The sequence below is a fragment of the Streptomyces cupreus genome (assembly GCF_014257025.1).
Taxonomy (GTDB): domain Bacteria; phylum Actinomycetota; class Actinomycetes; order Streptomycetales; family Streptomycetaceae; genus Streptomyces; species Streptomyces cupreus.
The window spans coordinates 1-25,549 of the sequence record NZ_JACMSF010000047.1; the positions used below are offsets into that span (position 1 = coordinate 1).

The 25,549-nt window shown below is 68.0% G+C and carries 23 protein-coding genes and 5 pseudogenes; 10 read left to right on the forward strand and 18 right to left on the reverse strand.

Annotated features, from left to right (window positions below):
• Positions 1–249: 249 nt before the first annotated feature.
• A complete protein-coding gene (locus H4N64_RS32610; protein ID WP_186286081.1) occupies positions 250–1,620 on the reverse strand; it encodes a hypothetical protein in 1,371 nt (456 codons plus the stop codon).
• Positions 1,621–2,086: 466 nt separating this feature from the next.
• Here H4N64_RS32610 and H4N64_RS32615 point away from each other — a divergent pair, with 466 nt between their 5' ends.
• Positions 2,087–2,425 carry a hypothetical protein gene (locus H4N64_RS32615; protein ID WP_186286082.1) on the forward strand — a complete coding sequence of 113 codons (339 nt, stop codon included), beginning with the start codon at positions 2,087–2,089 and terminating at the stop codon, positions 2,423–2,425.
• 57 nt (positions 2,426–2,482) lie between these two features.
• Here H4N64_RS32615 and H4N64_RS32620 read toward each other — a convergent pair whose 3' ends face one another.
• Positions 2,483–2,764, reverse strand: a complete 282-nt coding sequence (locus H4N64_RS32620; protein WP_186286084.1) for a hypothetical protein — start codon at positions 2,762–2,764, stop codon at positions 2,483–2,485.
• Positions 2,765–2,950: 186 nt separating this feature from the next.
• Here H4N64_RS32620 and H4N64_RS32625 point away from each other — a divergent pair, with 186 nt between their 5' ends.
• Entirely contained in the window at positions 2,951–3,439 is a 489-nt protein-coding gene (locus tag H4N64_RS32625) for a hypothetical protein (RefSeq protein WP_186286085.1), read from the forward strand.
• A gap of 8 nt (positions 3,440–3,447) precedes the next feature.
• On the opposite strand, the gene H4N64_RS32630 is transcribed toward H4N64_RS32625, so the two are convergent.
• Positions 3,448–4,700, reverse strand: a protein-coding gene (locus H4N64_RS32630) for an IS3 family transposase (RefSeq protein ID WP_418896307.1) whose coding sequence is annotated in 2 segments (ribosomal slippage) — positions 3,448–4,418 and positions 4,418–4,700 — 1,254 coding nt in all. Because the reading frame shifts where the segments join, the coding sequence is not laid out codon by codon here.
• Positions 4,701–5,317: 617 nt separating this feature from the next.
• Here H4N64_RS32630 and H4N64_RS32635 point away from each other — a divergent pair.
• Positions 5,318–5,941 carry a histidine phosphatase family protein gene (locus tag H4N64_RS32635; protein WP_186286089.1) on the forward strand — a complete coding sequence of 208 codons (624 nt, stop codon included), beginning with the start codon at positions 5,318–5,320 and terminating at the stop codon, positions 5,939–5,941.
• An 8-nt stretch (positions 5,942–5,949) separates the two neighbouring features.
• Here H4N64_RS32635 and H4N64_RS32640 read toward each other — a convergent pair whose 3' ends face one another.
• The 7 genes from H4N64_RS32640 to H4N64_RS32670 all read right to left on the reverse strand — a co-directional run bounded on the left by H4N64_RS32640 (position 5,950) and on the right by H4N64_RS32670 (position 13,143).
• Positions 5,950–7,068 carry an ISKra4 family transposase gene (locus H4N64_RS32640; protein WP_186286091.1) on the reverse strand — a complete coding sequence of 373 codons (1,119 nt, stop codon included), beginning with the start codon at positions 7,066–7,068 and terminating at the stop codon, positions 5,950–5,952.
• Positions 7,065–8,528: a hypothetical protein gene (locus H4N64_RS32645; protein ID WP_186286093.1), complete on the reverse strand. Its 1,464-nt coding sequence runs from the start codon at positions 8,526–8,528 to the stop codon at positions 7,065–7,067. The genes H4N64_RS32640 and H4N64_RS32645 overlap by 4 nt, the downstream gene beginning before the upstream one ends.
• Positions 8,529–9,259: 731 nt before the next feature.
• Complete coding sequence (locus H4N64_RS32650; protein WP_186286095.1) at positions 9,260–9,628, reverse strand: hypothetical protein; 369 nt, start codon at positions 9,626–9,628, stop codon at positions 9,260–9,262.
• A gap of 364 nt (positions 9,629–9,992) precedes the next feature.
• A complete protein-coding gene (locus H4N64_RS32655; RefSeq protein ID WP_222109683.1) occupies positions 9,993–10,556 on the reverse strand; it encodes an SMI1/KNR4 family protein in 564 nt (187 codons plus the stop codon).
• A 566-nt stretch (positions 10,557–11,122) separates the two neighbouring features.
• Complete coding sequence (locus tag H4N64_RS46915; protein WP_418896308.1) at positions 11,123–11,389, reverse strand: restriction endonuclease; 267 nt, start codon at positions 11,387–11,389, stop codon at positions 11,123–11,125.
• Positions 11,390–11,808: 419 nt separating this feature from the next.
• Positions 11,809–12,642: a PIG-L family deacetylase gene (locus H4N64_RS32665; protein WP_186286096.1), complete on the reverse strand. Its 834-nt coding sequence runs from the start codon at positions 12,640–12,642 to the stop codon at positions 11,809–11,811.
• Positions 12,643–12,939: 297 nt separating this feature from the next.
• Complete coding sequence (locus H4N64_RS32670; RefSeq protein WP_186286098.1) at positions 12,940–13,143, reverse strand: hypothetical protein; 204 nt, start codon at positions 13,141–13,143, stop codon at positions 12,940–12,942.
• A gap of 277 nt (positions 13,144–13,420) precedes the next feature.
• Here H4N64_RS32670 and H4N64_RS32675 point away from each other — a divergent pair.
• A pseudogene (locus H4N64_RS32675) lies at positions 13,421–13,792 on the forward strand (transposase); the annotation flags it as partial.
• Between the two features lie 855 nt (positions 13,793–14,647).
• On the opposite strand, the gene H4N64_RS32680 reads toward H4N64_RS32675, so the two are convergent.
• From H4N64_RS32680 to H4N64_RS32690, 3 genes are all read right to left on the reverse strand, one after another.
• Positions 14,648–15,103, reverse strand: coding sequence for a (2Fe-2S)-binding protein (locus H4N64_RS32680; protein WP_186286100.1), 456 nt, complete (start codon positions 15,101–15,103; stop codon positions 14,648–14,650).
• A 29-nt stretch (positions 15,104–15,132) separates the two neighbouring features.
• Complete coding sequence (locus H4N64_RS32685) at positions 15,133–17,229, reverse strand: molybdopterin cofactor-binding domain-containing protein (RefSeq protein ID WP_186286174.1); 2,097 nt, start codon at positions 17,227–17,229, stop codon at positions 15,133–15,135.
• Between the two features lie 171 nt (positions 17,230–17,400).
• Positions 17,401–17,544 (reverse strand): DUF418 domain-containing protein, encoded by a 144-nt coding sequence (locus tag H4N64_RS32690; RefSeq protein WP_336246855.1) that lies wholly within the window; start codon positions 17,542–17,544, stop codon positions 17,401–17,403.
• Between H4N64_RS32690 and H4N64_RS44550 the strand changes: the two are divergent.
• A pseudogene (locus tag H4N64_RS44550) lies at positions 17,545–17,684 on the forward strand (IS21-like element helper ATPase IstB); the annotation flags it as partial. It abuts the gene before it with no gap.
• A gap of 215 nt (positions 17,685–17,899) precedes the next feature.
• Entirely contained in the window at positions 17,900–18,523 is a 624-nt protein-coding gene (locus tag H4N64_RS46920; protein ID WP_222109684.1) for a transposase, read from the forward strand.
• Between the two features lie 108 nt (positions 18,524–18,631).
• Here the strand turns inward: H4N64_RS46920 and H4N64_RS32700 are convergent, their stop codons facing one another.
• From H4N64_RS32700 to H4N64_RS32715, 4 genes are read right to left on the reverse strand one after another with little or no spacing between them, the layout of a single operon-like run.
• Complete coding sequence (locus tag H4N64_RS32700) at positions 18,632–19,222, reverse strand: GTP-binding protein (protein WP_186286101.1); 591 nt, start codon at positions 19,220–19,222, stop codon at positions 18,632–18,634.
• Complete coding sequence (locus H4N64_RS32705; RefSeq protein WP_186286103.1) at positions 19,209–19,574, reverse strand: DUF742 domain-containing protein; 366 nt, start codon at positions 19,572–19,574, stop codon at positions 19,209–19,211. The genes H4N64_RS32700 and H4N64_RS32705 overlap by 14 nt, the downstream gene beginning before the upstream one ends.
• Positions 19,574–19,978: a roadblock/LC7 domain-containing protein gene (locus H4N64_RS32710; protein ID WP_186286105.1), complete on the reverse strand. Its 405-nt coding sequence runs from the start codon at positions 19,976–19,978 to the stop codon at positions 19,574–19,576. The genes H4N64_RS32705 and H4N64_RS32710 overlap by 1 nt, the downstream gene beginning before the upstream one ends.
• Positions 19,975–22,221 (reverse strand): sensor histidine kinase, encoded by a 2,247-nt coding sequence (locus H4N64_RS32715; protein WP_260860115.1) that lies wholly within the window; start codon positions 22,219–22,221, stop codon positions 19,975–19,977. The genes H4N64_RS32710 and H4N64_RS32715 overlap by 4 nt, the downstream gene beginning before the upstream one ends.
• Positions 22,222–22,802: 581 nt before the next feature.
• Here H4N64_RS32715 and H4N64_RS32720 point away from each other — a divergent pair.
• The 4 genes and pseudogenes from H4N64_RS32720 to H4N64_RS32730 form a co-directional block, all read left to right on the forward strand.
• Positions 22,803–23,162 carry a hypothetical protein gene (locus H4N64_RS32720; RefSeq protein ID WP_260860110.1) on the forward strand — a complete coding sequence of 120 codons (360 nt, stop codon included), beginning with the start codon at positions 22,803–22,805 and terminating at the stop codon, positions 23,160–23,162.
• Positions 23,161–23,295 (forward strand): annotated as a pseudogene (locus H4N64_RS46925) (IS3 family transposase); the annotation flags it as partial. The gene H4N64_RS32720 and the pseudogene H4N64_RS46925, both read left to right, overlap by 2 nt.
• A 56-nt stretch (positions 23,296–23,351) precedes the next feature.
• Positions 23,352–23,978 (forward strand): annotated as a pseudogene (locus H4N64_RS32725) (transposase); the annotation flags it as partial.
• A 49-nt stretch (positions 23,979–24,027) separates the two neighbouring features.
• Positions 24,028–24,363 (forward strand): annotated as a pseudogene (locus H4N64_RS32730) (ATP-binding cassette domain-containing protein); the annotation flags it as partial.
• Between the two features lie 108 nt (positions 24,364–24,471).
• Here the strand turns inward: H4N64_RS32730 and H4N64_RS32735 are convergent.
• Positions 24,472–25,548 (reverse strand): sugar ABC transporter substrate-binding protein, encoded by a 1,077-nt coding sequence (locus H4N64_RS32735; protein ID WP_336246860.1) that lies wholly within the window; start codon positions 25,546–25,548, stop codon positions 24,472–24,474.
• Position 25,549 lies beyond the last annotated feature (1 nt).

Here is a 25,549-nt window from a genome sequence, read left to right on the forward strand (position 1 = left end):
CTGCGGTGCGTCTCGCGCAGTTCGTGCTCCGATGCCGGCACTGAGTCCCCCCTCAATCTCCAGCCAGTTGCTGCCCCGCTCATTCCGTGAACATGTGCGGCGCGGAACCCGAGTATTGCCCTCACGGGCCTGAGCGGCCTGATCTGGCGTGAGGCTGGCGCGAACCTGTCCCTCAAGAGGGCCGGTGAGGCCGGGAGTTCGATGCCTACGCCGTGGTCACGACGTCCACAGGCTTGAGCGCGGCTTCCTTCACCCGGCCCGGGCGGCCAGCAACTGGGCCCGGGTGTACATGGTCGTGCCGTCCCCGGGAGTGTCGCGTAGCAGGTGGAACAGTCCCTGCGGTGGTGCGGGGTCACCGGGTTTGGCCGCGGGGGCGGAGATGTCGTCGAGGAGGACGTCGACGAGGCGTGCGAGCGTGTGGCAGCCGCTTCCGGAGTAGCCGAAGCCGATTCCCCAACCATCCCTCTCAGGCGCGAGCCACAGGGTGCTGTCCTGAGTGCGCACCCAGCAGGTGTTGCTGCTGAGGATGACAGCGGCGAGCGGCGAGCGGGTGGGCAGGCGCTGCAGGGTGTACGTGAAGAGGTTGGCATTGGGGGTGCCTGGGGCGCTATGCAGCACGGGGAGGGCGGCGACGGGGTCGTTCAAGAGGACGTCGGTGTCCGCGTCGCGGCCGTTGTCCAGCAGGACTTTCTCCAAGACGGTAGGAGGCTGGCCGGGATCGGCGGGGACCAGGCGCTGGGCCCACTCGCGGGCGGTGGGGCAGGCCTGCGGGTACACGCTCGTCACGGCGCCGGTGTGCCAGTCCTGACCACCGTCCCAGCGCTGAGCGAAGTCCGCGACCCGGTGCGCGAGGACATCACGGCGCTCGGTGATACTCAGCCAGCCCGCGCGACGGACCATCTCCGGCGGCTCCTGCGGGGCGGGCCGGGTGACCGCGGCCGGCCCCGCACCGAGGACAAGGTGGGCGCCATCCCCGCCGGCGGCCGCGTTCTTGCGCAGCTCGGCGATGTTGCGGGTAGCCGAGGCGTGGCCGCGGCGACGGACCTCCCTGGCGAGGTACCAGCACAGTTCGGCAGCCGGGGAGCCATCCGGCTCGTCGGCAGCAAGCTCGACGAGCGCCGTCACGGGGGTGACGATGTCGCGTGCGGGCACGACCGCCGGAGGAATACCCGGCCGCCAGGCGGCGATCGCATCGCGGTCGCGCACGGTGTGAAACCAGTACGGCGCCGGCTGCCCGAGCACCGCCGCCAGCTGCGCCCACGTCGTCTCGTACACCTTGCCAGCCCCGTCGACGTCGAAGGCAAGGAGCTGGGGCACATACGGCTGTGTCACCTGCGTGCTGGTCTGCGCCGCCACCACACACGCGTACCAGTCAGCAAGACGCTCGCCGTGCCGCCGGCGCAGGGCACGGATGACCGTCTGAGGGCTGGCATTGCCATCGATCAGCGAGTGCACCAGCCCGACTCCGCCCCGGCCGGTCTCCCACCGCAGCACCGCATAGCCATCGACGAACTCCGCCCGGTCGAAGTCGGCTTCCCCAACCCCAGCCGCCTGCTCAAGCCATGGCCCCCATGCGCCGTCATTGTCGCCATCCGCTGTGCTCCGCGTGAACCGCCCCACGTCCGCCCCTCCACAGGAATCTCGGCATGGCGCCCATCCGGGCAGGTCAACACCCGCAATCGCGCACCAACTCCACCTTGCCCTTCCACGCACGCCGGCACCCCACGCTCCACCAGAAACGAGACGACCAACCCCTGGGTGCCTGAGACCGGGCCGTTGGGGAGCAGCTTCACCGTGCGCGGCACGATCAAGGCCTCGGGCCGACGCTGGTAGCCGCACGCCTCGCACAGCCCGGCCGACCGCTCCTGCCCACAAGCCTCGCAGGCACCTCCTGCCGCACCGCTTCGACGACGGCAGCAGCCTGGCGCTCGCCCCTCCGTCCGATCCCGGGGCCGCCTCCCGGCGAGCCTGCTCAGCGCCACGCCAGCCCCCGCCGCCACACGAAGTCTTCCGCCTCCGCACTGCAACTTCGTGATCTTCCAAAATGGCGCCCACACTGACATACCCGTGCTGCAAGCTGGAGACCATGACATCCAGCAGCCAACCTGGTTGGTTCATCAGTCCGTTCGCGCCCGCCACCAGTGGCTGGCGCATCGCCATCGGCGATCCGGAAAACCGGGACGTCACCGTCGTCCCCGTGGTCGGGTGGCAACCCGTGCCGGAGGGTGCGAAGTGCTCGATCGAGGGCTCCTTCCTGGAACCCGTGGTGCTGTTCGACAACGTGAAGGAGCCGACCATCACCACCGTGCTCGAGACCATCGCCGGGTGGTCCAAGGGCACGTACGTGCACCAGGTCCTCGCGCCCGGAGCCGAGGTACGGGGCGTGCCCGACGATTGGACCCTGGTGGATCCATACGAAGGGTGAGCACAGGACCTCGCAAGAGGCCTCCCCCGCGAAGTCCATGCTGCTCTGAGGCTCGGCTCACTTGCCCTCGCCCTCGCATACGTCGGGCTTTGCGACGCGAGGCTCGTCCATGTCGACATACCCACGCACATCGGCATCGGCAAGCGGCTGCTGCACATACAGATCGGTCGAGGTGCGTTCCCACGCTCTTCCGTGGCTGTCCACGAACGCCAAGGCGCGGAACTCCGCCCGACCCGGCGTATAGGCAACCGGGTCCTCCGGACGCCCCTTCCCCTGCCATGCAGTCAGGGTCATCTCCTTGGTGTCGAAGATGAGCTCAGTACGTGTTTCTGATCCCATGTGCGGAGGATTGAGGACGCCGCCAGGGCTTCAACAGCAGTCTGTGGTCGAGTAGGCGGGCCGGGAGAGCGAATGCGGCGTAGACGCGAAGAGCAGCGAGTGAAGTTGCGGTCGGCAAGGCAGAGGCCACGGCGGGTGAGACCACGTGAACGGGCAGAGGAACAAGCGCCGCAGCGGTGGGGTCGGTTGGATCTGGTCAAGGCGGGCACGGTCATCACGATCGTCGTGAGTCTCTTAGGCCTGTTGTTGACGGGCATCGGGACGTTGTACGGCGCACTGGTGGCGCAGGACCAGCTTGAGCAATCGCAGGAAGACGCCGAAGCGAAGAGGCGTGCCCAGGCCGCGCGAGTTTCCTACTGGGCGGATAGACAGCAAGACGGCACATGGCGCGTGCACGTGATGAATAGGTCCCCCGATCCCATAGCCAACGTCGGCTTGGGCTTTGAGGCACACTTTGTGCCCGGCCTGCGTGAATCGGTGGCGTTCACGGTCAGGGTGCCGAGCGTGCCGCCTTGCTCGGACATGGTGGTTGAGCAAGAGGCACTGAGGTACATCGATCTGCCCCGTACCAATGATGAGCTCGTCTTCCCCCAACCCTTGCAAGGGGATCTGCCTGACTACCGAAAGCTCGACGCCAACCCCGGGGCAGTCAGAGTTGAACCGTTCCGGGTTTGATCGAGACTCTAGGTCGTGACTGTGACCTGGGGTTTCGTGGTTTCGCGGTAGTAGTTGGTCTCGCATTCGGCGGGTGGGACGTGCCCTATCTCACCGTGCAGTCGGCGGTGGCAGTACCAGTCGACCCACTCGGCGGTGGCCAGCTCGACCTCGGAGAGCGTCTTCCAGGGCCGGCTGGGCTTGATCAGCTCGGTCTTGAACAGGCCGATCGTGGACTCCATCAGGGCGTTGTCGTAGGCGTCGCCGACCGAGCCGATCGACGCGGCGATCCCTGCACGGTTCAGGTGCTCGGCCAGCGCGAACGATGTGTACTGCGACCCGGCATCGGAATGATGTATCAACTCCCCTGACTGGTCGGGGCGTTGATCCCGGCCCCGCTGCCACAGCGCCATCTCCAGGGCGTCCAGGACGAGCCGGGTCTCCTTCGAAGTGGCCGCTGACCAGCCGACGATGCGGCGGGAGAAGGTGTCCACGACGAACGCGACGTAGACGACGCCGGCAAGGGTGGCGACGTGGGTGAAGTCGGCGACCCAGCAGCGGTTCGGAGCCAGGGCGACGAAGTTGCGGTCCACGAGGTCCGGGGCCCGTTCCGCGCTCACGTCGGGGATTGTGGTGATCACCCGCTTGCCGCGGACCGCGCCGGTGACGCCGAGTTCACGCATGAGGCGTTCGACGGTGCACCGGGCCACCGCGACACCCTGACGGTTCAGGAGCCGCCGGTTCTTCCTGGCGCCATAGACACGGTAGTTGGCCTGGTACGCCTCCTGGATCAGGGTCTTGAGCTCGCGGTCGCGGACGGTGCGGGCAGCCGGCGTGGCCTGGCGTTTGTGGTGGGCGTAGTATGTGGAAGGGGCGATCTTGCAGTCGTGTGCGGTCAGCACGCGGCAGATCGGCTCGACTCCGCCGAAGCGGCCCTTGTGCTCGTCGATGAACGCTACGAGCGTGTGTGTGGCCGGTCGAGCTCGGCCGCGAAAAAACTTGCCGCAGCCTTCAGGATCTCGTTCGCCCGCTTCAGCTCGGCGTTCTCCTTCTTCAGCCGCTTCAGCTCGGCCGACTCCTCCGTAGTCGTCCCCGGCCGGGTCCCGGCGTCGATCTCGTCCTGACGGACCCACTTGCGCAGTGTCTCGGTCGTGCCGATGCCCAGCTTCGCGGCGACCGCTTTCATCGCGGCCCACTCGGTGTCGTACTCCGGCCGCACCTCGGCGACCATCCGCACCGCACGACGGCGCAGCACAAGCGGGTACTGGGAAGGACGTGCCATAACTCGATCCTCTCAAATGATCGAGTCCCTATCGAACCCGGAACGGTTCACATGGCGTGTCGAGTCAGTGCCTGCTGCCCAAACTCGTATCCCTGACTCTCAAACGATCGCACCAGGAATCTGTGGACCCACTCGTCGACGTTTTTGCGATCTGCGTTGGGTCTGACGTCCCACACCCGAAGATAACGATCGCCCCAGGGCATCTCGACGCCCCGATGTTCAACAAGCCGGTGCGTCAGGCGCCGGAAGTCCTCCCGATCCTGGGCGAACGTGGTGTAGCGCACATGGAGAGTGGGCATGCGCCCGCCCGTCGGCGGCTCCCGTTCAGGGTGGAACGCATCAGGGGGTCCGCCGCATCAGGAACGAGATCCACGTCGCAGGTGATCAGCCAGCTGCCATCGGCTGTGTGCACCGTCACCTCCAGATCTGGGGACTCTGGGCGCACCCGCGGACCACTCGGAGTTGCGCCTCTCGAGTGAGCTTATGGGGTGGTCTGGAGCGGACCTGCGATGGGTGTAGCTCTTCCGCAGGGACCGATTACGCGTGACGGGAACTACACAATTCCGAGTGGCGTCCTGGAGACCAGGTGATCTTGAAACGGTCGAAGGGTGTCGCACATGTCGGGAACAGCCGCTCGTTATCTTTACCTCGCCCGGCATGGCGAGGCGTCGGACGACGAGAGCGAGCTGTCCGCGCAGGGCCGCCGCCAGGCGGAACTGCTCGGCGAACGGCTTCGCCACGCGCCCCTGGCAACGATCCATCACGGTCCCCTCGCGCGCGCGGCGCAGACGGCTCAGCTGATCCACGGCCGCCTCGACGATGTCCCCATCCAGCCGGCAGAGTTGGTCGGGGACTACCTCCCCTATCTCCCGGCCCGAGATGAGCTGCCGCCCGAGACAGCCGATGCCATGCTGGATCGCCTGGCCCAATTCCCTGAGGAGGAACGCGAGTCGGGACCCGGTCTCGCGCGGGCAGCCCTTGCGCGGTTCACCGGGCCGGTGAATGGTGATCAACCGCGCCACGAGCTTGTTGTCACCCACAACTTCCTGGTCGCCTGGTTGGTTCGCGATGCCCTCAACGCCCCGAACTGGCGTTGGATCGGACTCAACCACGCCAACGCCGCGTTGACGGTCATCCGCTATGCGCCCGGCCGTCCAGCCGCCCTGCTCGTTTACAACGACACGGGACATCTTCCTCCCGAACTTCGCTGGACGGGTTTCCCGCCCGAACTCCGCGTCTGAAGTACTGATCAGACGGCGCGGCCGTATCCGTCCTGAGCAGGACTTTCATGGACACGGTGATGCTCGTGAGCTGTATGGAACCGCCAGTACGCCGGAAAGTCGCCATTGATGATGACGGCGCGGAGGACGAGGAGGGCCTCGGCGCCCGGGACGCTCCATCTGCTGCCGGTAATGTCGAGTCGGTCGGCGATGAGGTGGCGGGCCCCGCCTTCGATGACGCCGCTGGCGATCGGCCATCCGGCAGCGAGAGCCCGGTCGTAGTGGACGAAATCGGCGTTGTTGCCGAGGTATTGACAGGCTTTGTCGGCAGCCGCCCGTTGATCACCTGCCAACTTACGCCGATCGGCCTCGGCGCGGATCTCGTCGGCGGCCTGCTGGGCACATCCGCGAAGAACGCGGGCGGTCTTGACTGCGATCCAGTCCTCGGCCGCCGGGTCGGCGGGAGTGTGGAAGCAGCGGGACGCCGCCCAGAGCTTCTCGATCACGTGGACCAGGTCGAGGACGATGTGGATGTTTACGCCGCGGCGTCTGGCCTCGGCCTGGATCAGGTCGAGTTGGTGGCGGGCGCCGTCGACGAGGACCACCCAGCTCCTGCGGTGCTGCGGGTCGCGGGCCTGGGCCTGGTCGAAGGCGTCGGCGATGACGTGCTCGGGGGCGTGTTCGACCGATCCTGTCAGCCACTTGGCCTGCGCTTTCGGCCCGGGGCGCGGGATGCGGGCGGTGCTGCGGCCGCCGGGCGGGGCGATGATGTCGTGCGGGCGGCGCACGGCCGGGGTGGCGTCGTAGACGGCGGCCAGGGTTGCCATCCGTTTGCGCCCGGCCTTCTCCCCGGTGGCCAAGCGGGTACGGAAGGTCCGCTTCGCACGCTCGGCCGCCTTGCGGGTGGCTTCGCGCAGATGGCCTGGGCGCATGACGATGCCCTTGCCGTCCACGGACAGCACCAGCAGCACGTCTGCGCTCTGCGGCGCCGGAGTGCGGGCGGCGTAGAACGCGGCCACGTCCACCGCCGCTGCCTGTACGAGGTGTTCGACCTGGCGTTTGCCCACGACTTTCCCACAGCAGCGGGTGATCGCTTCCATCGCGGTGTCGTACGAGCCGCGCACCGCGGCGGCTGTCCTTGCAGTCAAGGCTGAGGCAGAGTAAGGCACTTCTGTGTCCCCCGCGGGGTGAGGGGATAAGGCTGCCCCGCTTCGTCAACGGCGATGATCGCGCCGCTGGCCGGGAAGCAATCCTCGGCAACTGACCCGACGCCTTGGGCGCGGTTGTAGTAAACCCGCAGGGGGTTCGAGGCGTCTGCCATGTCGGTGTCGTAGGAGTTGTCGGCGAGTCTGATCTTAGTTCCGCAGTAGCTGATCTGGCCGTAGCCCCCGCCCCTGGGGGCGGCTTGAGGAATGAAGAAATCGTTGCCCTCGATGGTGAGTTCCTTTCCCCACGCATGAATCGCGCTGCAGTCTGCGCCTGGAGTGCCCGATTGCACGATCACGTGCCCCCATGCCGGAAAGACCGGGCTCTCTGATCCCGGCTCGGGGGGAGTGTCCAGTACGGTGCCCCTGATCGTGTTGTTGACAAGCGTCAGCACGGGCGTTGCGCTCTCGCAGCGGATCTTCGTGCCCTGGCCTTCGATGATGCTGTTTCGCACGGTGGTGGAGAAGACCGGGTCGGTCTGCCGGTACACCCTTCGCGCGATGGGGGACGGGTCGCTCGCCAGGTCTTGTAGGTAGCGAGCCCACACCGGTGATGTCAACTGCGTGCGGGCCCCCGCGGTCTTGCACCACAGAGCGAAACCGTTTTGGCTATCGAGCGTGGAGTTTTCCACAACGCCGCCGACGATCCCCATGTCCACGACGTCGCCACTCTTTTCGAGAGGATTTTGCAGGAAGGAGTTTCGCACCGTCACATTTGCCGAGGCCTCCCCATGGCCCATGGCGATCCCGCCGCCGAGGTTTCCGGTGACCCTGACGCGGTCGAGCAGGATGTTCCCGGTCATTCCCACCTCATCGTTGCAGGCGAGGATCTGGTTGCCGTTCTCGTCGCGTTCGGCCCATTCGGCCCCCTTGGGCGTGCACTCGGGTTCGATGTCCACTCCCCGCGCGGGCGAGTGCATGGGGTAGCTGTCCGGGGCGATGCCGACCACGCCGGTATCGCGCAGCTCGCTGTCGGTGACCAGGACGTTGCGCCCCTGACCGATCGTCAGGGCTTGGCGGATGTTGTTGGAGCTGATGACGCGGCGGTTTTCCACATCTCTGCCGGAGCCCACCATGATGCCATCGGTGGCCATGGAATGGATGTAAAGGCCTTTGAGCTTGACGCTTTGGCTGGCGTGATTGACGCTGCCCCCGATGTGGACGCCATGCTCGGACCTCTCGGCGATCTTGTCCCCCTCCGGGACGCCCTGCTGCTTCATCTTCTCGACGTTGCCGTTGATCTCAAACCCGGACATCTCCAGGCCGTCGGCGTCCTGGAAGTAGAACGGGGTGGTTTGTTGCTTGTCTGTGTCCCAGAGGTTTGCGCCTTGGTACTTGCTGGTTGCCGTCTTTGTGAATTCCCCCTTGACGTCGATCCTCGCACCGCGTCCGGTGATCTTCACGTTCTGGCACTTGTCGTAGAGGATGGTCCAGGTCCTGGGATCCTGGGATCCTGGGTGATGGTCGTGGTGTCGATGACCCGGTCTACGTTGTACACGCCTCGCGGGTAGCGAAGCGTGGACCCTTGATTCTCCGTTTTGCACAACTCATCCGCCGCCAACTGCATGGCCCCGGTGTCGTCGTGGTCGTTATCCGCTGGATCAGCACCGAATTTGGTCACGTCGATCACCTTCGGAGCCTGGCCTGCGGCTTGGCTAGCCGCCGTCACCGGGTGGGCCCCCAGCAGCACAAGGCTCACCAAAGTCGCCACCGCCAGGGACCACCGCCACCGTGGTGTGCCCCCGCCGGACCGCGGCGACCTGATACCACCGGATACGCTTCGCATCTGTGCTCCCTTGCCATTTCGTCACGGCCTGCAGGGGATGTGTCCCATGGGAGAACTTCAGGGGGCATCCCACGACCGAATCCTTTGGGGCGAAGATCCCGATGCGCATCCGCACGAGCCATTTGGACGATCCGGCTTCACCCGACCGTCCGAACCTGCCGACATGGGCGCCAGCCCCGAATTGCTGTCCGGGCTGGCCCAGTAGTGCTGTTGCGGGCGGCCCCTCGCATCCCACCCGTCGGCCGAATTTCCGTTCACGCGCCGCGCACCCCGGCCAAGGGCAGCCTCAGCGCGCGGGCGGGCCCGCGCCCCCACACCGCAGGGGACGCGGGCCCGACAACCGCACGGTCACGGCACGCAGTGCGTCTGCGGATCGCCCCCGGCCGTCACCGTCACGCACACCTTGCTCACCGCGACTGGCACCTGGACGACCTGCTGCGCGCTGCCGTTGGCGGAGACATCCGTGGTGGAGGCGGCCACCACGAACGGGTTCCCGACGGCGTCCTTGACCTCGACGGCGACCCCGACGTCCTCGGTCGCACCGCTGCACGTCACGCCAGCGACGATGCGCGTGCTGTTCGGCGTCGGATTGGTCACCGTCGGCGCGGTGGGCGTGCACGACGCGGCCGCCGAGGCCGACTGCACGGTACCGAAGTAGAGCAACGGGGCCAGCGGAACCGACACGAGCGCGACGGTGGTCCACTTTCGCTTGGACATGGGCAACTCCTTGGCAGAAGGGCTCTCGCCTCGACGACAGGCATCACTCTGTCGGCACCATCGATCACGTAGGGGTGCCCTTTGCCCAATTCACCCCATCAGGCAATCAGCGCGGCGTGGTTGACGTGCTCGGTCCGGTGCAGGCGCCTCACGGTAGGCTCCGCCGTCGCAGCACGATCGGGAGCCACCAAGGCCCTCACCCGGGCCGTCGACCGAATCGCCCTCCACCTCGGCGATCGCCTCGGGTGAGCGCAGCACGCGCCTGACGGCGGGGAACGGCTCCGTGCAGGCCGGAGGCATGGCGGGCCTGGCTGCTGTAGGCGCGGCAGCGGCGAGGCCAGGTCGTCGAGAGTGACCGAGGGCATCACCTCCCGGTCGTTCCAAGGGTCTGTTCGGCCGTCGTGAAGCGGTGGTTCGTCGGCTTCAGCGCTTCGAAGAGGTGACCGAAGTACTCCGTTTCCGCCGTTCCCGTGAGCACCGCCAGCAGGAAGGCGAGGCACCCCATGTCGTGGTGCTCCCACAGGGGGCCGCGCCCCTCGTTGTAGAGCACGGACCACTCGTCGGGGTGCTGACTGGGGCGCGCCAGCCAGTACAGGAACGCGCCCGTGCCCTCCTCGAATGCCCACGGCAGGACCCTCGCCCCCGCCTCCTGCAGGCCAGCGGGCTTGTCCTCGAACTCCCATAGGGCGGCCAGGATCTCGTCCCGTTGTGCCGTCTGCGCTTGCAGGTCGCAGTCGTCGTAGGCGGAACCGGGGACGAGCAGCCAGATCGACTCGTCGAAGATGCCGTCGCCGTATGTCTCGACGAGCTGCTTGTAGTCGGCGGGCAGCGCTGTACCGAGGACGCGCTCGGCTTGCACCCAGTCCACCGCGGGTGGCGGATCGGCGGGTGGCGGACAGAGACGAACGAGCGCATCGAGGGGGATCATGGATCGGACGCTACCGGCACAGCGGCCGGTGCCCGCGGGCGGGTCGGCAGGCCAGGTGAAGACCCACAGCGGAACCCGGCCCAGGTACACGCTCGCCGGGTGAGGGCCTCGGCAACCGGGAGCTGCGTAGTGTGTCGGGTGGTCGATGAGCGCGCACCTGGCCGGCGGGCCACCCAGATGCCCACCCCCTCGGCCGGCGCCCACGCACCCGTGCACCACAAGCGGTTCACCCATGACAAGGCCGCGGCCCAGCTGGCAACCCCGTCCGCAGGGTCACCGCTCGCCCAAAGTGGCTCACAGCGAAGACGGACATCCCGCGGGTGCGGGCAGCGGTCCTGGGCCGTGGGGTCCTGCGGCTCCGCTCGGAAACATCCCCGCAGGCGGCAGGCCGCAGGGCCGCCCGGCGCGCACTCGGCCGGCGGGGCAAACGCAGCACCTCATGCAGGGGGATGCCCACCGCTGCCCAAGCACGCAGGCGGTCCCGGTCGACCCAGTACACCCCGTGCCGCTCGCCCCAGGCTCTGGCGTCGCGGGTGAGGGCGCCGTTGGTGACGACCACGGCGATGTCAGCGCCGTGGACCGGTTGGGCGGTTTTCCTTGACCTGGTACATCACCGAGGAACCGACCTTGCCCTGCACATGGGTGTGCTTGGCCTGGACGATGATCCGGCCGCGCTGGCGGTCGTGTCCGATGACGTCGGCGGCCTGGTCTTTCTGCCCGCCCACCCGCCGCGCCGTCCAGCCGTCGCGGACGAGGAGATCACACAGCGCGTACTCGAACTCCTCGTCGTTCATGGCATCGATCTCGGCCAGCGTCAGCCGCAGACCGGCCAAGGCACGCGCCCGCAGCCGCCGTACACACGCCGCACGCCACAGACGCCACCCCGCCCAGAGGGCCGCCAGGGCCGCAGCCGCGGCAAGCCAGGGCCAGCCGCGGACGGCGCATGCCAGGCGGCCGCAACAAGCCTCGCCCCCAGCCAGATGACCGCGCGGGCCACGACCGCGGCCGCACCCCGCTCCGCACGGGTGCGGGGCGCCCGCAGCCCGAGCACGTGCCGGGCAGCCATCAGCGCCCGGTCCTTGCCGACACCGACGGCTGCGGAGCCGGCGGGGAGGCCGGGGCGGCCTCCCCGAGGCCGAACAGCTGACTCCATAACCACACCCCGGCAAGCAGCGGACAAGCCCAGGCGTGTGACTCGCTCGATCGCGCCATGCGGCCGATGCGCTTTCCCGGGCTGGGTCGGATGGGCGGATCAGCGCAGTCCGGCGAAGAGATCGTTCTCGGGTACGGCCGCGCCGGTGGCGTCCTGGACACGTACGAAGGTCTCCATGCCCATCAACTCGCCGAACCTCTCCTTGCCCATTTTGAGGAAGAAGATGTTCTCGCCCTGACTCGCGTGCGCGGCCAGCGCGTCGAACTTCTGGCCGCTGAACGCGGTGGAGTCCACCCACGTGGTGATCTCATCGTCGGGCAGACCGATCTCGGCCATCGCGGCAGCCTCGGCAGGATCCGGCTCCGGCATGTCCGGATGAAACTCGCGCATGATCTCCCCGAACCGCTGCATCATCGAGCGGGGCATCGTCGTCCAGTACACCTTCGGTGTCAGCGCGGTCATCTCCAGCGCCGCCATCGTGATGCGATGGGCCTGGATGTGGTCGGGGTGACCGTAGAAGCCGTTCTCGTCGTAGGTGACGACCACATCGGGTCGATAGTGCCGCATGAGTTCCGCAAGCCGGGCCGCGCCTTCCTCCACGGGGGTCTGCCAGAAGGATCCGGGGGCGTCGTTGCTCGGCCAGCCCATCATCCCGGAGTCGGCATAGTCCAGCATCTCCAGATCGCTGACCTTCAGGACATCACAGCTCGCCTCAAGTTCCCGGCGGCGCATCAAGGCGACCACCGCCGGATCGTGTCCCGGATCGCCCGGCTTGACACCCCCCGGTCCGTCACCGCAACCACCGTCGGTACACGTCACGAGAACCGTGCGGACGCCTTCCGCCGCGTACCGCGCGAGGACCCCTCCGGTTCCGGTGGCCTCGTCGTCGGGGTGAGCGTGCACTGCCATGAGCGTCAAAGGCCGGTCAGGCATGAAACAGTCCTCCTGCAGACATACATCGTGGTCCCAGTGCGCGGCGGGCCTGCCGCGATCCTGGGGCCCAGTTCCTGGTGGGGCACACGACCTTGTGATCTCCGTGCTCCCCGCCCGCACGGCGCTGGCCCCCGGTCCATGCAACCGTGCCGACCCGAGCAACTGTTCCCGGCACCGCCACTCGGCCGTCCAGGTCGACGGCCTGCCAGGCGGACGGCGGGGCGACGCGCATGGCCGCGCCGGTCACCCGGGAACCCTGGCCGCCGAATTGTTGCTGAGCGCCGTCCCGTAAATGATCTACGGGCGTTGGCTGGCATGCTCGTCCGCCGGGTAGGTCGGCGATGCCGAGTTGCAGTTCTGGTTCACCGGCCAGACTGCAGCCGGGTCACAGTGGGCCGGGCAAGCCAGCAGATAGGCCTCGTTGCTGAGGAAGAGCCTGTAGGTGTCGGCACCGATGCTGTAGGGCTGCTCTGGTTGGCCCGGGTGGACGGCGAATTCCATACCCTCCGGTACCTGGCAGAGGTACACCAGATCGGCGCCGCACGCGCACCGGTAGAACTCGGGGTCTTGCGCCCAGGACGGCGTACCGCCCACTTTGAATGTCTGGGCCCCAGCCCTCGCGCGTTGGGGTTGTCCACGAAAAGGGGCGCAGGGTCAGCGGTAGGGCGCACAGGGATGGTTCGGAATCCGCCGCCGGCAGCGTCGCGTGGCGCTGGAGCAGCAGGCTCCAGAACGGACCCGGATAGGACGGCTGTGGAGCGTCCCAGTACCGGGGCACGAGCCGGCGACCCTCGGCTTCACCGGCTGCCTGAACCTCCTGCACAAGTACATCAACCAGGGCCGCGCGGACGCCGACCGCAGCCACATCTCCCCGCGCAGGTTCGCCCGGATGCTGCTGACCAGGCCCGACAACCTCAAGGCCAAGCATCACGAGCTCCTGGCCAAGCTCACCGCTGCCTGCCCCGAGATGACCCAACTGGTCACTCTCATCCGGGGCTTCGCTCAACTCCTGACACCTCACACAGGAAACGCCGACGCGCTCACGCACTGGATCGTCCAGGCCCGCGCCGCCGACCTACCTCATCTCCACGCCCTCACCCGGAGTCTGGAACGAGACCGCGACGCCGTGAACTCCGCGCTAGCGGCTCCGGACCGGCCGGGCCTTCGGTGTAGGAACTCATCCGCTCCTCCACTGTCGCCTCCGCCAGCGGAGTCTGGCCCCCCACGCCGTCCCAGTCGCGCCAGTGCAGCATGCGCCGGTGCCGACCGGTCTCATGGGTGACCAGCCGCACCGGCACATCGTCGTAGCGGCCCCAGGCTGCGCACGCCGCACCACCCGGGGGCGCGCGAGGACTCGACGTATCCCTCGATCTCCCACCACCACCGAGGACGCATAGAACGTGCGCGTCCGCTTCGACTTCGTCACCACCCGCGCGAGTCGCCCCACGTAGTACCGACCGCCCTCCAGCCGAAGACGCGGGACCTCCACAGTCAGCACCGAGGCTGCCTCCGTCAGCCGCAGCCCAGAGGAAAACAGCAGATCAGCGAAGGCGGCGTTGCGGTCCGCAAGCCGCCCTGCCCACCCCGGTGACGGCACGCCGTCCGCGCCGTACCCGAGCAGCCCGACCTCAACCCAGTGGCGAAACGCCCGCGGTGTCAGCCAACGGACCTCGCTGCTCCGTGCGTCCTTCGCCCGAGCAGCCAGCACCAGAACCCGCTCGCCGGTCCTCCCGAGGATCGTCCACATGATCACCGGGTTAACCATCATGTGCTCGCGCTGCACCGCCCTTCTCTGTCAAGTCCAGCGTGCTGAAACCGGCCCTGGTCGAGGTGCGGCCACCCGGCGCGGGCGTCAGCGCGTGCCGCCCGAGAGGTGAAAAATGGTCGGTGACGCAGCAGATTCCTTCGTCCAGTCCGGCGCGCTGCGCGCCATGAGATCCCTCGCCGACCGCGTTCCCCGGGGAGAGTGTCCGACCGCCCCTCCCTCGCTGACGCCACGGAGGTGTCAGCCGTCCGCCGACGCCTTCTTGATCGCTTCGCGGATCCGGGAGTATGTGCCGCAGCGGCAGACGTTCTCGATCCGGTCGATGGCGGCGTCGGTCGGCCGGGGCGTCTTCTTCAGCAGGGCCACGGCTGCCATGATCTGGCCCGGCTGGCAGAATCCGCACTGCGCGACATCGCAGTCGAGCCAGGCCTGTTGCACGGGGTGCAGCGTATCGCCGTCGGCCAGTCCTTCGATCGTGGTGACCCGGCGGCCGGCGCAGTCGGCGACCGGAACGACACAGGGCTGGATCTCCCCGCCGTCCAGGTGGCTCGTACACGCGCGGCAGACGCCCACACCGCAGCCGTACTTGGGGCCGGTGACGTTCAACAGGTCGCGCAGCACCCACAGCAGGGGCATGTCGGCGGGGGCCTCGACGGTGACCGGCTTCCCGTTGAGGACGAAGGAATAGGAGGGCATCGCTGTCCTTCTCGGAATCGGGCTCGGAATCAGAAGGTGAGGGGGAAGCGACGCGGCTTGGTGCCGGTCGCGCGGGCGTAGGCGTTGGCGACGGCGCCGGCCGCGGCTGGGACACCGAGTTCGCCCGCCCCGCCGGGCTCCCGCCGGGAGGGTATGAGGTGCACCTCGAAGTGCAGCGGGGCGTGCCGCTGGCGGGCGTAGTGGAAGTCGGCGTAGCTGCTTTCGCGGACAGTTCCCCGGTCGATGTGGAGGCCGGCCTGGAGCACGGTGGAGATGCCGTCGATCACGGTGCCCATGAGCTGTGCCTCAAGTCCGCGCGGATTGACGGCCGTTCCGACGTCGGCCGCCACCACGGCCCTGGTCACGCGGGGGTTCTTCGGGTCGGTGGCGTTGACCTCGACGAGGCAGGCCACGCAGGAACCGTACTCCTCGTGGACGGCGACGCCCTGCGCCTGGCCGGCCGGCAGCGGCCGGCCCCAGTGTCCGGTGGTCGCGACCTTGTCGAGTACGGCTTTCACGGACTTGTTCCTGAGCGTGGTACGCCGGAAGGCGACCGGATCCCTGCCCAGGCTCCTAGCCACCTCGTCGACGACGATCTCCTCGGCGGTGCGCATCGTCCCGGAGTCCACCGAACGCCAGGCGCCGAGGGGGATCGCCAGCTCGACCGAGCCCGAATTCCCGGACAGGCGCCCGAAGTTGTACAGGCCGCTGTCGCTGGGCAGCGGGTTTGCGGCGCGGGCGACCGCCGGGGTCACACCGCCCTGAGCGGTCGCCCCCGACTCTGGGTAGGCCTCGCTCACCGACGCCATCGAGTGGGCGAAGGCCACCACTCTTCCCCGTGCATGGCTGGCCCGGATCCGGTGGTGGCTGGCGGGGCGCATCCTGCCGTGCCGGATGTCGTCGGCGCGGCTCCACATCAGCTTGACCGGCCGGCGGGCCGCTTTCGAGATGAGGGCCGCCTCGATGGCGGCGTCGTAGTTCAGCCGCCGGCCGAACGAGCCGCCGCCGCGCATGACATGGACCCTGACCTTCGACGTGGGCAGGCCAACAGCCGCGGCGATGCTGTCGCGAGCGTCCATCGGCGTCTGGGAGGAGAACCAGATCTCGGCGCGACCGGGACGTACGTCCGCCACCGCGGTCAGCACCTCCATCGGGGCATGGCTGACGAAGGCGAACTCGAACTCGCCCTCGGTCTGCGCCGATCCCCGGGGCGCAGTGCCGAGGCGTGGCACGGCCGCCCGCAGCCGCGAGCGGATCGCGGCGTCGGACAGCGACGCGAGCGGGCCCGGCGCCCAGGTGATCCGCAGGGCGTCCCGGGCCTTGAAGGCGTGGTGGAAGGAGTCCGCCACCACGGCGACCCCGCCGGCGACCTTGACGACCGCGTGGACGCCCGGCATCGCGCGGGCCGCCCGGTCGTCGACCGAGACAACCGTGCCGCCGAGTGTCGGCGGGCGGGCCACCACGGTCGGCTTCGCCCCGGCCACCGTCAGGTCTCCGGCGTATGTGGCCTTGCCGGTGACGATGTCCCGGGCATCGATCCGGGTCGTGGGCCGCCCGATCACACGGTGCCGGGACGCCGGCTTTGGTCTGCTCGACACGGACGGCCGATGAATGCGGGCGGCGCTCGCGGTCAGGGAGCCGAAGGTGGCCGAACGCCCGTCCGGGGCGATCACCCGCGTGTCCCGGGTGCGCAGGGACCGCGCGGGGACGTGCCACCGTCTCGCGGCCGCGGTCACCAGTTTGGCGCGCGCGGTGGCGGCCAGCTGCCGGGCAGGACCGTACAGCGAACTTACCGAGTTCGAACCGCCGGTGTACTGGTTCCCCTTGGTGCGGGCCTCGGCGAGCGGGATGTCGACGTCGACGAGCCGGGCGTCCAGCTCCTCGGCGATCATCATGGCGACCGCCGTCGTGACGCCCTGGCCGACCTCGACGCGCGGCAGCCGTACGACGACCTTGTTGGCGGCGGTGACTTCGAGGACCAGCATCTCCTCGTCGGTGCCGGTCACCAGGACGTCGGACGGTCGGCGCCTGTCCGCCGCGGTGGGCTCGATGCCTTCCGCCGTCGACGGGTCACAGCCGAGCGGCGCGGCGACGGTCAACGTGGACGCCGCGAGCGAGTAGACCACGAACTTCCGGCGGGACAACTGACGGGCCAACAGACGCTCCTCTCCGAGTACCGGCCGGTTCGACTGGTATGAGGGGCCAGCGCTGTCCGGGGTTGCCTTACGACGGCAGGCAGGCCGCGAGGGTGGCCGCCGTCATGAGCCAGGGCTCCCAGCGGCCGCCTGCCGGGCCGCTCACCGGACGAGCTCCGCGGCCTTGGTCGCCTTGCCGAGCAGCCACTCCAGGGGGCCGCGGTGGAAGTGGCAAAACCAGAGGGTCACGAACACGGTGACCACGACTAGGAAGCCGAGCAGTACGTGCAGCGGGGAGCCGGGCACTTCCCCGGGTGGACGAAAACCTTACTTACCCCCGGCTCTGCGCGGCCATCGTCGACCGGCTCACCTTCAATGGGGCCATCATCCAGACTGGGACCGAGTCCTACCTCCTCGCCCACACCAAAGCACAAGCCGAACGCGCCCACACCAGCAGGGCGAGATCAGCCGTTACCTACATCCCGTGCCACGCGCTCCAGGAGGCGCCGGTGGTTCTCCCACCATGCTTGATCTACTGGTGGCAGGTTGTCCTTGCCGGGGAGTGTCTAATCAACGGCCCTGTCCCACATTCGGGATGCTGTTGGTGATCCTCGGTCGGCGGTGTGAGGCTCCGCGGGGTCTTGCTGTTGGGTTCTGGGGTGTGCTGCGCTGGTGGCGCGGGGCGGATCGAGCGGTCGAAGGGGTGGCCGCGGTGTCGATGGGTGTGGGTTCAGGGCGGTCGATTCCGGCGCTGACGGTCCGGATGGCGCGGGCGAGTAATCCGCGGGGCACGCCGGCGATGTGGGTACGGGACCGGTTGGACGAGCTGTTCGTGGACGATGACTTCGCCGACTGGTTCCCGGCCGATGGGCGGCGGGGTCTGTCGCCGGCGCGGCTGGCGATGGTGTCAGTGCTGCAGTATGCGGAGAACCTGACCGATCGGCAGGCCGCCGAGGCGGTCCGGTGCCGACTGGACTGGAAGTACTGTCTCGCGATGGATCTTGATGATCCGGGTTTCGACTTCTCCGTGCTCAGCGAGTTCCGAGACCGCATGGCCCGGGGCGATCGGGCCGACCGGTTGCTGGTGGTGATGGTGGATCATCTCGCCCCGCCTCCAGCCCTTCGTGCCCGAGGTCTGGGCCGGACTAGGGATCTTCGCCTACAACCTCCAGCGGATGGCCGTCCTCAGCCGGTGAGGGACATACCGCCGAGAGACCAGCGACACAACGCCGTCCCGCAGCACCAGCCCCGTCACCAGCCCAAACCCTTTTTCAGGGGCAAGTAGGCGTGGTTCCCTGCTCGTTCGGGCCATTCCGGGGCTGATCGGCGGCTGTGACCCTGCCTCGTGCCACACGGCCGCACGCGCCCAGGACCACCGTACCCACCGCCGGTATCAGACGGGTGCCGCGGTCCCTGCCTTGGCGATGAGCATGTCGAGGAGTGAGAGGAGGGCGCCCCGGACGTCATCGCGGCAGCGGGCGTCGAGCATGAGGAGCGGCGTGTTCGGGTCGCGCAGATGAAGCGCCCCTCTGATCTCCTCGGCGGAGTACGGCTGTTCGCCGTGGAAGCAGTTCGCGCCGACCACGAACGGCAGTCCGCGGCTCTCGAAGAAGTCGACGGCCGGGAAGCTGCGGTCCAGGCGTCGTGTGTCGACCAGCACGATCGCCCCGAGAGCCCCGGCCAGCAGGTCGTCCCACATGAACCAGAAACGTTCCTGGCCCGGTGTGCCGAACAGGTAGAGGACAACGCCGGCGTCGTCGAGGGTGATCCGGCCGAAGTCCATCGCCACGGTGGTCACGGTCTTGGACTCGATGCCGTCCAGGTCGTCGACGCCGACGCCTGCGGCCGTCAGCCGCTCCTCCGTGCGCAGCGGCTCGATCTCGGAGACCGTCTCGACCAGGGTCGTCTTGCCGACGCCGAATCCCCCGGCGATGAGGATCTTGACGGGGGCGGCTTCCTGGGAGGGGACGTCAAATTCGGGCAAGGTTGTCCCTGATTCTCATGAGCAGGTGGACATTGGTGGTCTCGGACTCCGCCAGCGGCAGCCGGTGATGGACCAGCCCGCGGTCTGCGAGTTCCCCGAGAAGAAGTGTCATCGGAGTGAGGCGCATGTGCATCCTGGCCGCGATCTCGGCGACAGCCTGCCCATGAGGTGGCGGGCACATGGACAGGATGGCCCGCCACTCGGTGGGCAGGCCACTGTGGTCGTCCGTGGTGATCGCCGCCGTGATGGTGGTGTCCATGGTCAGGACGGTGTGCGGAGCACTTGTACGGCCGTCGGTCAAGGCGTACAGCCGCGTCCGGCGACGGCCTGCGTGCTGCGGATCGTGCGCCATTACGACGTGGGCACCTCGCTGCGCTCAGGTGTGCCGAGCCACTCACCGAGCGCCTGCGCGGTCCGCACGGCCTCTCCGCCCAGTTCCCCGAGCCTTGCCTTGCGGGAGGTGACGACGATGAGTGTGCTGCCCTGCCCGCAGCCGACGATGCAGAGATACCTGTCGTCCATCTCGACCAGCTGGCGAATCACCCGACCCCCACCGACCTCCCTCGATATCGCCTTCATCGTGGCCGCTATGCCGGAGGACGCCGCGGCCATGCGTTCGGCCTGTGGCTGGTCCAGCAGGTACGAGCTGAGCTTGATCCCGTCGTTGGAAAGGAGCACGGCGCCCTGGATGCCGGCGATCCTGCTCAGGTTGTTGTCCAGGACGCTGTAGATCATGTCGTTCGATGGCGTCGTCATGGCTGATCCTGTCGGAGCTCGTCTTCCACTGTCTGGGTTCCGTGTTCGTAGTCGGCCCAGGCATCGGCCACTTCTTCAGGCGTCGCAGCATCCTGAGTGACCGTCACTTCCGGTGTACGTGGCTTGCGGAGTTGCTCGGCCATGTGGGTCTGCGGCACACGTTCGGGAAGGGGCGGCGGGGAGCCTCCCTCGTGTGCCAGGGCACGAACCGGTTCTACGGTCTCCTGAGACCGCTCGTGTGTCCGGCGGACCGGCAGCCCGGATCCCACATGCAGAACCAGCTCGGGCTTGCGTTCCTCCCGCCGGCGTAGTGCGTGGCTCGTGGGTGGGGGGCCCGAGGGTGCGGGGCTCGGCTGCTCGAGAGCCGACTGTGCCGACTGTGCCGAATCGCGCGACGGTTCCTGATGGGTCGGTACGAGGAGATCCTTGGGGAAGACCACCACGGCCGATGTTCCGCCGTACACCGACCTGCGCAGCGTGACCGCTGCCTGTAGCTGCTGGGCGAGGTGGCCGACCACGAAGAGGCCCAGCCTGTGTGCGTTCTCCGCGAGGACCGCGTACGGCGGCGCGGACCGCAGGCGGCTGTTCATCTCCTCGTAGCTCGCGGGGGTCACCCGCGGGCCACGGTCCTCGATCTCGACCGACAGCCCGTCAGCCACCAGCTCGGCTCGGATGACGACCTTCGACCTCGGAGGCGAGAACCGGGTGGCGTTGTCCAGGAGCTCGGCCAGCAGGTGGCTGATCTGGCTGATCACCTGCGGTTCCACGCTGACCTCGTCCAGGGACTGCCGCTCGATCCGCCGGAAGTCCTCGACCTCCGCGGCGGCTTCACGCAGCAGGTCGGCGACGCGCATCGGCTCGGTGTGCGGGTCGGGGATCTCACCGCCCGCGAGGATGAGCAGGTTCTCGATCTGTCGCCGCATGCCCACCGTCAACTGGTCGGAGCGCATCAGCTGGGCGAGCAGCGCTTCGTCGTGGCCACAGGAGTCCTGGAGTTCTTCGGTGAGCGTCAACTGACGGCTCACCAGGTTTCCGGTGCGTGAGGCGATCCCCGCGGCGAACATGCCGAAGCCCTGACGCTCGGCCGCCAGCTGCCTGTGACCGTCGACGGATACGGCGACGACGCGGGCGAATGCATCGCTGATACGGCCGACCTCGTCCTGATCCCCGCCGACCGTCGGCAGCGCGTCGGCGTCGACGGGCTTGCCCTGCTGAAGTTGGGCGACCACCTTCGGCAGCGTCTCCTCTGCGACGGTCACCGTGCGTTCGTGCAGACCGTTCAGGCGGCGAAGCACCGAGCGGGTGGTGAAGACGACGACGGCCGCAACAATGAACAGTGCGCCGCTGCTTCCCGCGACCAGCCAGTAGACCTCTTCCTCGAGCTCGTCCGCCTCGTGGCTCGCCTGAGCGAGCACGCTCCGCGACTTATCGACAGTAAGCTTGTGCAATTGCGCCGCGAACTTCTCATGTGCGGCCCTCCAGCCGCTGACCTCTCCGGGCAGCTTCACCCCGGAGGCGATGTCCTGGTGATCGGACACGACAGCGTTCTCGATACGGGTCTTCGTCTGCCACGCCTGCGAGCTGGTGACCTGCTCGAAGCGCTCTCTTTCTTCGGCGGGCAGATACGGCAGGACCGAAGTGTCATACAAGTACCGGTGAGCTCCCACGGCGTTGATGAATTCTCCGAACCTTGAGAAGGCCAGTTCCCTGGACGGGCCGGCAAGCGCAAGGATCGTGTCCTGGCGCGCCAGCATTTCCGAGGCCGACAACATCGCGAAGAGCGGTCGGCTCTCCTCAGCGAGATCGGCATCCTGCGTGTGGCTGAACGCCTGTTCCTGGTAGACACCGATCATCTGGTTGATCAGGTTGGTGTAATAGGCGATCGCCCCGTCGACGCCGCCGCTGTGGGCATCAGCGCGCTCCCGGTGTGCATCCAGGTCCTCCAGGCCTTCTTTCACCTCGAGTAGATGACGGGCTGCCTGCTCGGACTCCGCAGGACCGGTGGCCGATGACCGCCGGAATTCGGCCGCAGCTCGGTCGGTGGCCGCCCGCCGGCTTCGCAGGTCGTCTCCGGACACGGAAGCACCTGCCCACCGCGCGGCCGTCATCGTCCGTTCGGCCTGCATCTCGCCGATGAGCCTGTGCACGGGGACGCCGATGCGCTCAGCGCCCGTCACATCTTCGCGCAGATGCTCGGACTGCCCCAGCAACCCATGAGCGGTCACGAAGACCTGGGCACCCATCGCCACGATGGGCACCACCGCCAGCCAGATGAGCAGCGTACGAAGGCGCACAGTACGCCGCCGACGGGTGTTCGACAGTTCTCGCGGTCCTGCGGGTTCTACGGCAGCCATCAGTCCTCGGTGCGGGAAAGCGGGGCGCGATCCACCGGCCTGGCCCAGCCTGGGTGGCTTGGGACGACTTGCACGTGGCTTCGGTGGGAGCAGAGGGACGCCGATCATAACCAGCCACGCAGAGAAGGGAAGAGGTTGTCTCTGTGATCAAGACATGGTAATGGCATGGCAATGATGCAGGTTGGAGGCCATATGGCAGCCGAACCGATACAGTCCCGACGGTGCTCTGACCTACGGACATGCGTTGTTATTCGGTCGGCATGGCCCGAAGAGGACATCTGATCTGGGTTGCGGGAGGTTCGATCGGGTCGGGTGACCAGGGCGTGGGTGGGTCGTCGCAGGGCTCGTGATTTCTCGGCGCCCGTATCGCAGTGCTGTGTCCGACGCCCGGTGGGCTCTGTCGAGCCGGTGTTCGCCGAGTGGCGAGCCAGACGGACGGGTCAGGCCGACGGCACAACGAAGGTCTTCGCGTGGCGGCGCACGACGAACTCGTCGGCGATTTCGGAGCATTGGGGACGACCGTGGCATTGGTGACGACCGTGACCGAGGTCCGGGGCCCGGCGTCCGGGCCTCGAGGAGGACGCCGCCGATGGATTCGCTTCGTTCCACACGTCAACGAAGTCGGACCGGGTCCGTCGCCGGCAGCCGCGCTCCTTTTCGACGAACTCGCCCGCGAGGAATTCGAATTCCTCTGCACCGGGGCATTCAAGGACCAGGGCGACAAAAACCAGCGCAGCGCACGCGACCAGCTGATCCCGGAGAGGAAGACGTTTGCGGAGAAGCTCGACGAGATCCGCAGCGGGCAATCTGACGGAGACCGCGGTGCGTGACTGGGTCAAGCGGGCCGAAGTCGACGCGAGCGAGCGGGACGGCCTGACCAGCAGCGAACGTGAGGAACTGGCAGCGCTGCGGCGGGAGAACCGCCGGCTGCGCGAGGACGTCGACATCCTCAAGCGAGCCACGGTGGACTCAATCGATCAACGCAACACCCCAGGTAGAACAAGTACCGGAGGTGTTGGATGGCGAGGTTGGGGCGTCCGGGCATGTCGGATGCGCAGAAGCTGGAGCTGTGGGGCCGCTGGAAAGCAGGTGAGTCGATCAGCGAGATATCCCGGGCACTGGGACGCCCTCCGGGTTCGATCTTCACGATCCTCAAGTCCAACGGCGGGTACGTTCCGCCGGTTCGGCGTCGGCGGTCCTGCCATCTCACGCCGGCGGAACGCGAGCAGATCTCGCGCGGTCTGGCCCGCGGTGACTCGATGCGCGAGATTGCCCGCACTCTGGGGCGAGCCGCTTCGATCAGCCGGGAAATCGCGCGGAACAAGGGCCCCGGCGCTACCGGGCCGTTGACGCCGAGGACCGTGCCTGGGACCGCGCGCGACTGCCCCAAACCGTGCCTGCTGGCCGTGAACCAGCCAGCTGCGGGAACTGGTGGCGGAGAAGCCGGCGCAGGACTGGGCGCAGGAACAGATCGCCGGCCACCTGGCGAAGAGCTACCCGCCCGGCTCAGCGATGCGGATCAGCCACGAGACGATCTACAAGTCCCTGTTCATGCAGGCCCGCAGGGTGCTGGCCAAGGCACTGCAGCAGCACTTGCGATCAGGCCGCCCGACCAGCGAAACATCCACAACACCGTTTCCGGGCAATGACGTTCGCAGATCAAGGATGCCGTCTCCATCCGCGAGAGACCCGCGCGGGCAGCGCCAGCGGGTCGCCCTCGCCCGGGCGATCCTGCGCGACGCGCCGATCCTGCTGCTCGACGAGGCCACCAGTGCCCTGGACTCCGAGAGCGAGATCCTGGTCCAGGAGGCGCTGTGGCGGCTGATGGAGGGGCGGACGGCGCTCGTGGTAGCACACCGGCTGAGCACGCTCGCCACCATGGACCGGCTCGTCGTCCTCGACCGCGGACGGATCGTCGAGGAGGGCACCCACGACGAGTTGCTCGCGGCGGAGGGCGCCTACGCGAAGCTGTGGCAGCACCAGTCGGGAGGCTTCCTCGACGACAGCCCGGCACGGGCCGAGTTGCCCTGAGGCGGAGACGCCCCAGGGGGCGGCGGGCGGCGGACGCGTTCCGCCGCCCGACTGCCGCCTCGGCCGTCCGCCGCTTCGGTCGTCCGCCGGTCCGGCTTCGCGGGCCCGTCACGGGGAGAGTCCGGCCTGGGCGCAGGCGGGGCGGAGCTTTCGGGTGCAGATCTGCTCGATGGTGTAGACGCCGTCCTTGACCAGCGTCTGCTTGATGTCGCCGACCGTCACCGCTCTCGGCGTGAGCAGTACGGCCGGGATGTCCTCGGTGGTGGCGCTGTCCACCGTCGTCGTGGCCGTCGTATCGCGGACGTCCTCGCCACGCCCCAGGGCGACGGCCATATCGGCGACCGCAGCGGCTTCCGCCGCGAACGGTTTGTACACCGTCATGTACTGCTCGCCCTTGACTATGCGCTGTACGGCGTCGAGGTCGGCGTCCTGACCGGTGACGGGGGGAAGCTTCCTGACGCCGGCCGTCTTGAAGGCGGAAATGACTCCTGTGGCGATGGAGTCGTTGGCTGCCAGGACGCCGCCGATCCGGTCCGAGCCCAGGGCGGCGATGGCGGCGGACATATTGGCGTGGGCGTTGTCGGTGCTCCAGGCCACGGTGTCGTACGACCTGACGATCTTCAGCTTGCCCTCGATGACGGACATCGCGCCCTTGCGGAACCATGTCGCGTTGGCGCTGACCGGGTCGCCGTTCATCATGACCACGCTCCCGCCGCCCCCCATAGCCTTCAGCAGCGCCTCGCCCTGGAGCCTGCCGACCTGCGCGCCGTCGAAACTGACATAGCCCGAGATCGGTCCTTCGGCCAGCCGGTCATAGGCGACGACCGAGGCACCCGCGTTGTGCGCCTCCTGGACCGAGGAGCGCATCGCCTTGCTGTCGGCGGGGTCGAGGATCAGGACCCTGACCCCCTTGGTGATCATGGAGGCCATCTGTTGCCGTTGCCTGTCCACGTCGCCCCCGGCGTTGGCGTACACCAAGGTGCAGCCAGGACACAGCTCCTTCAGCCGCTGCTCGATCAGCGGCTTGTCCCACTTCTCCCAGCGAGGGGTCACCCGGTTCGGCAACAGCAGGCCGATCGTGTAGCTGTCCGTGCCCGCCTCGTCTTCTCCCCCGCAGGCGACCAGGGACATCGTCATGAGTCCGGCGACGAGCGCCGCGACGATGTGCCGCGTACGGGTACGGATG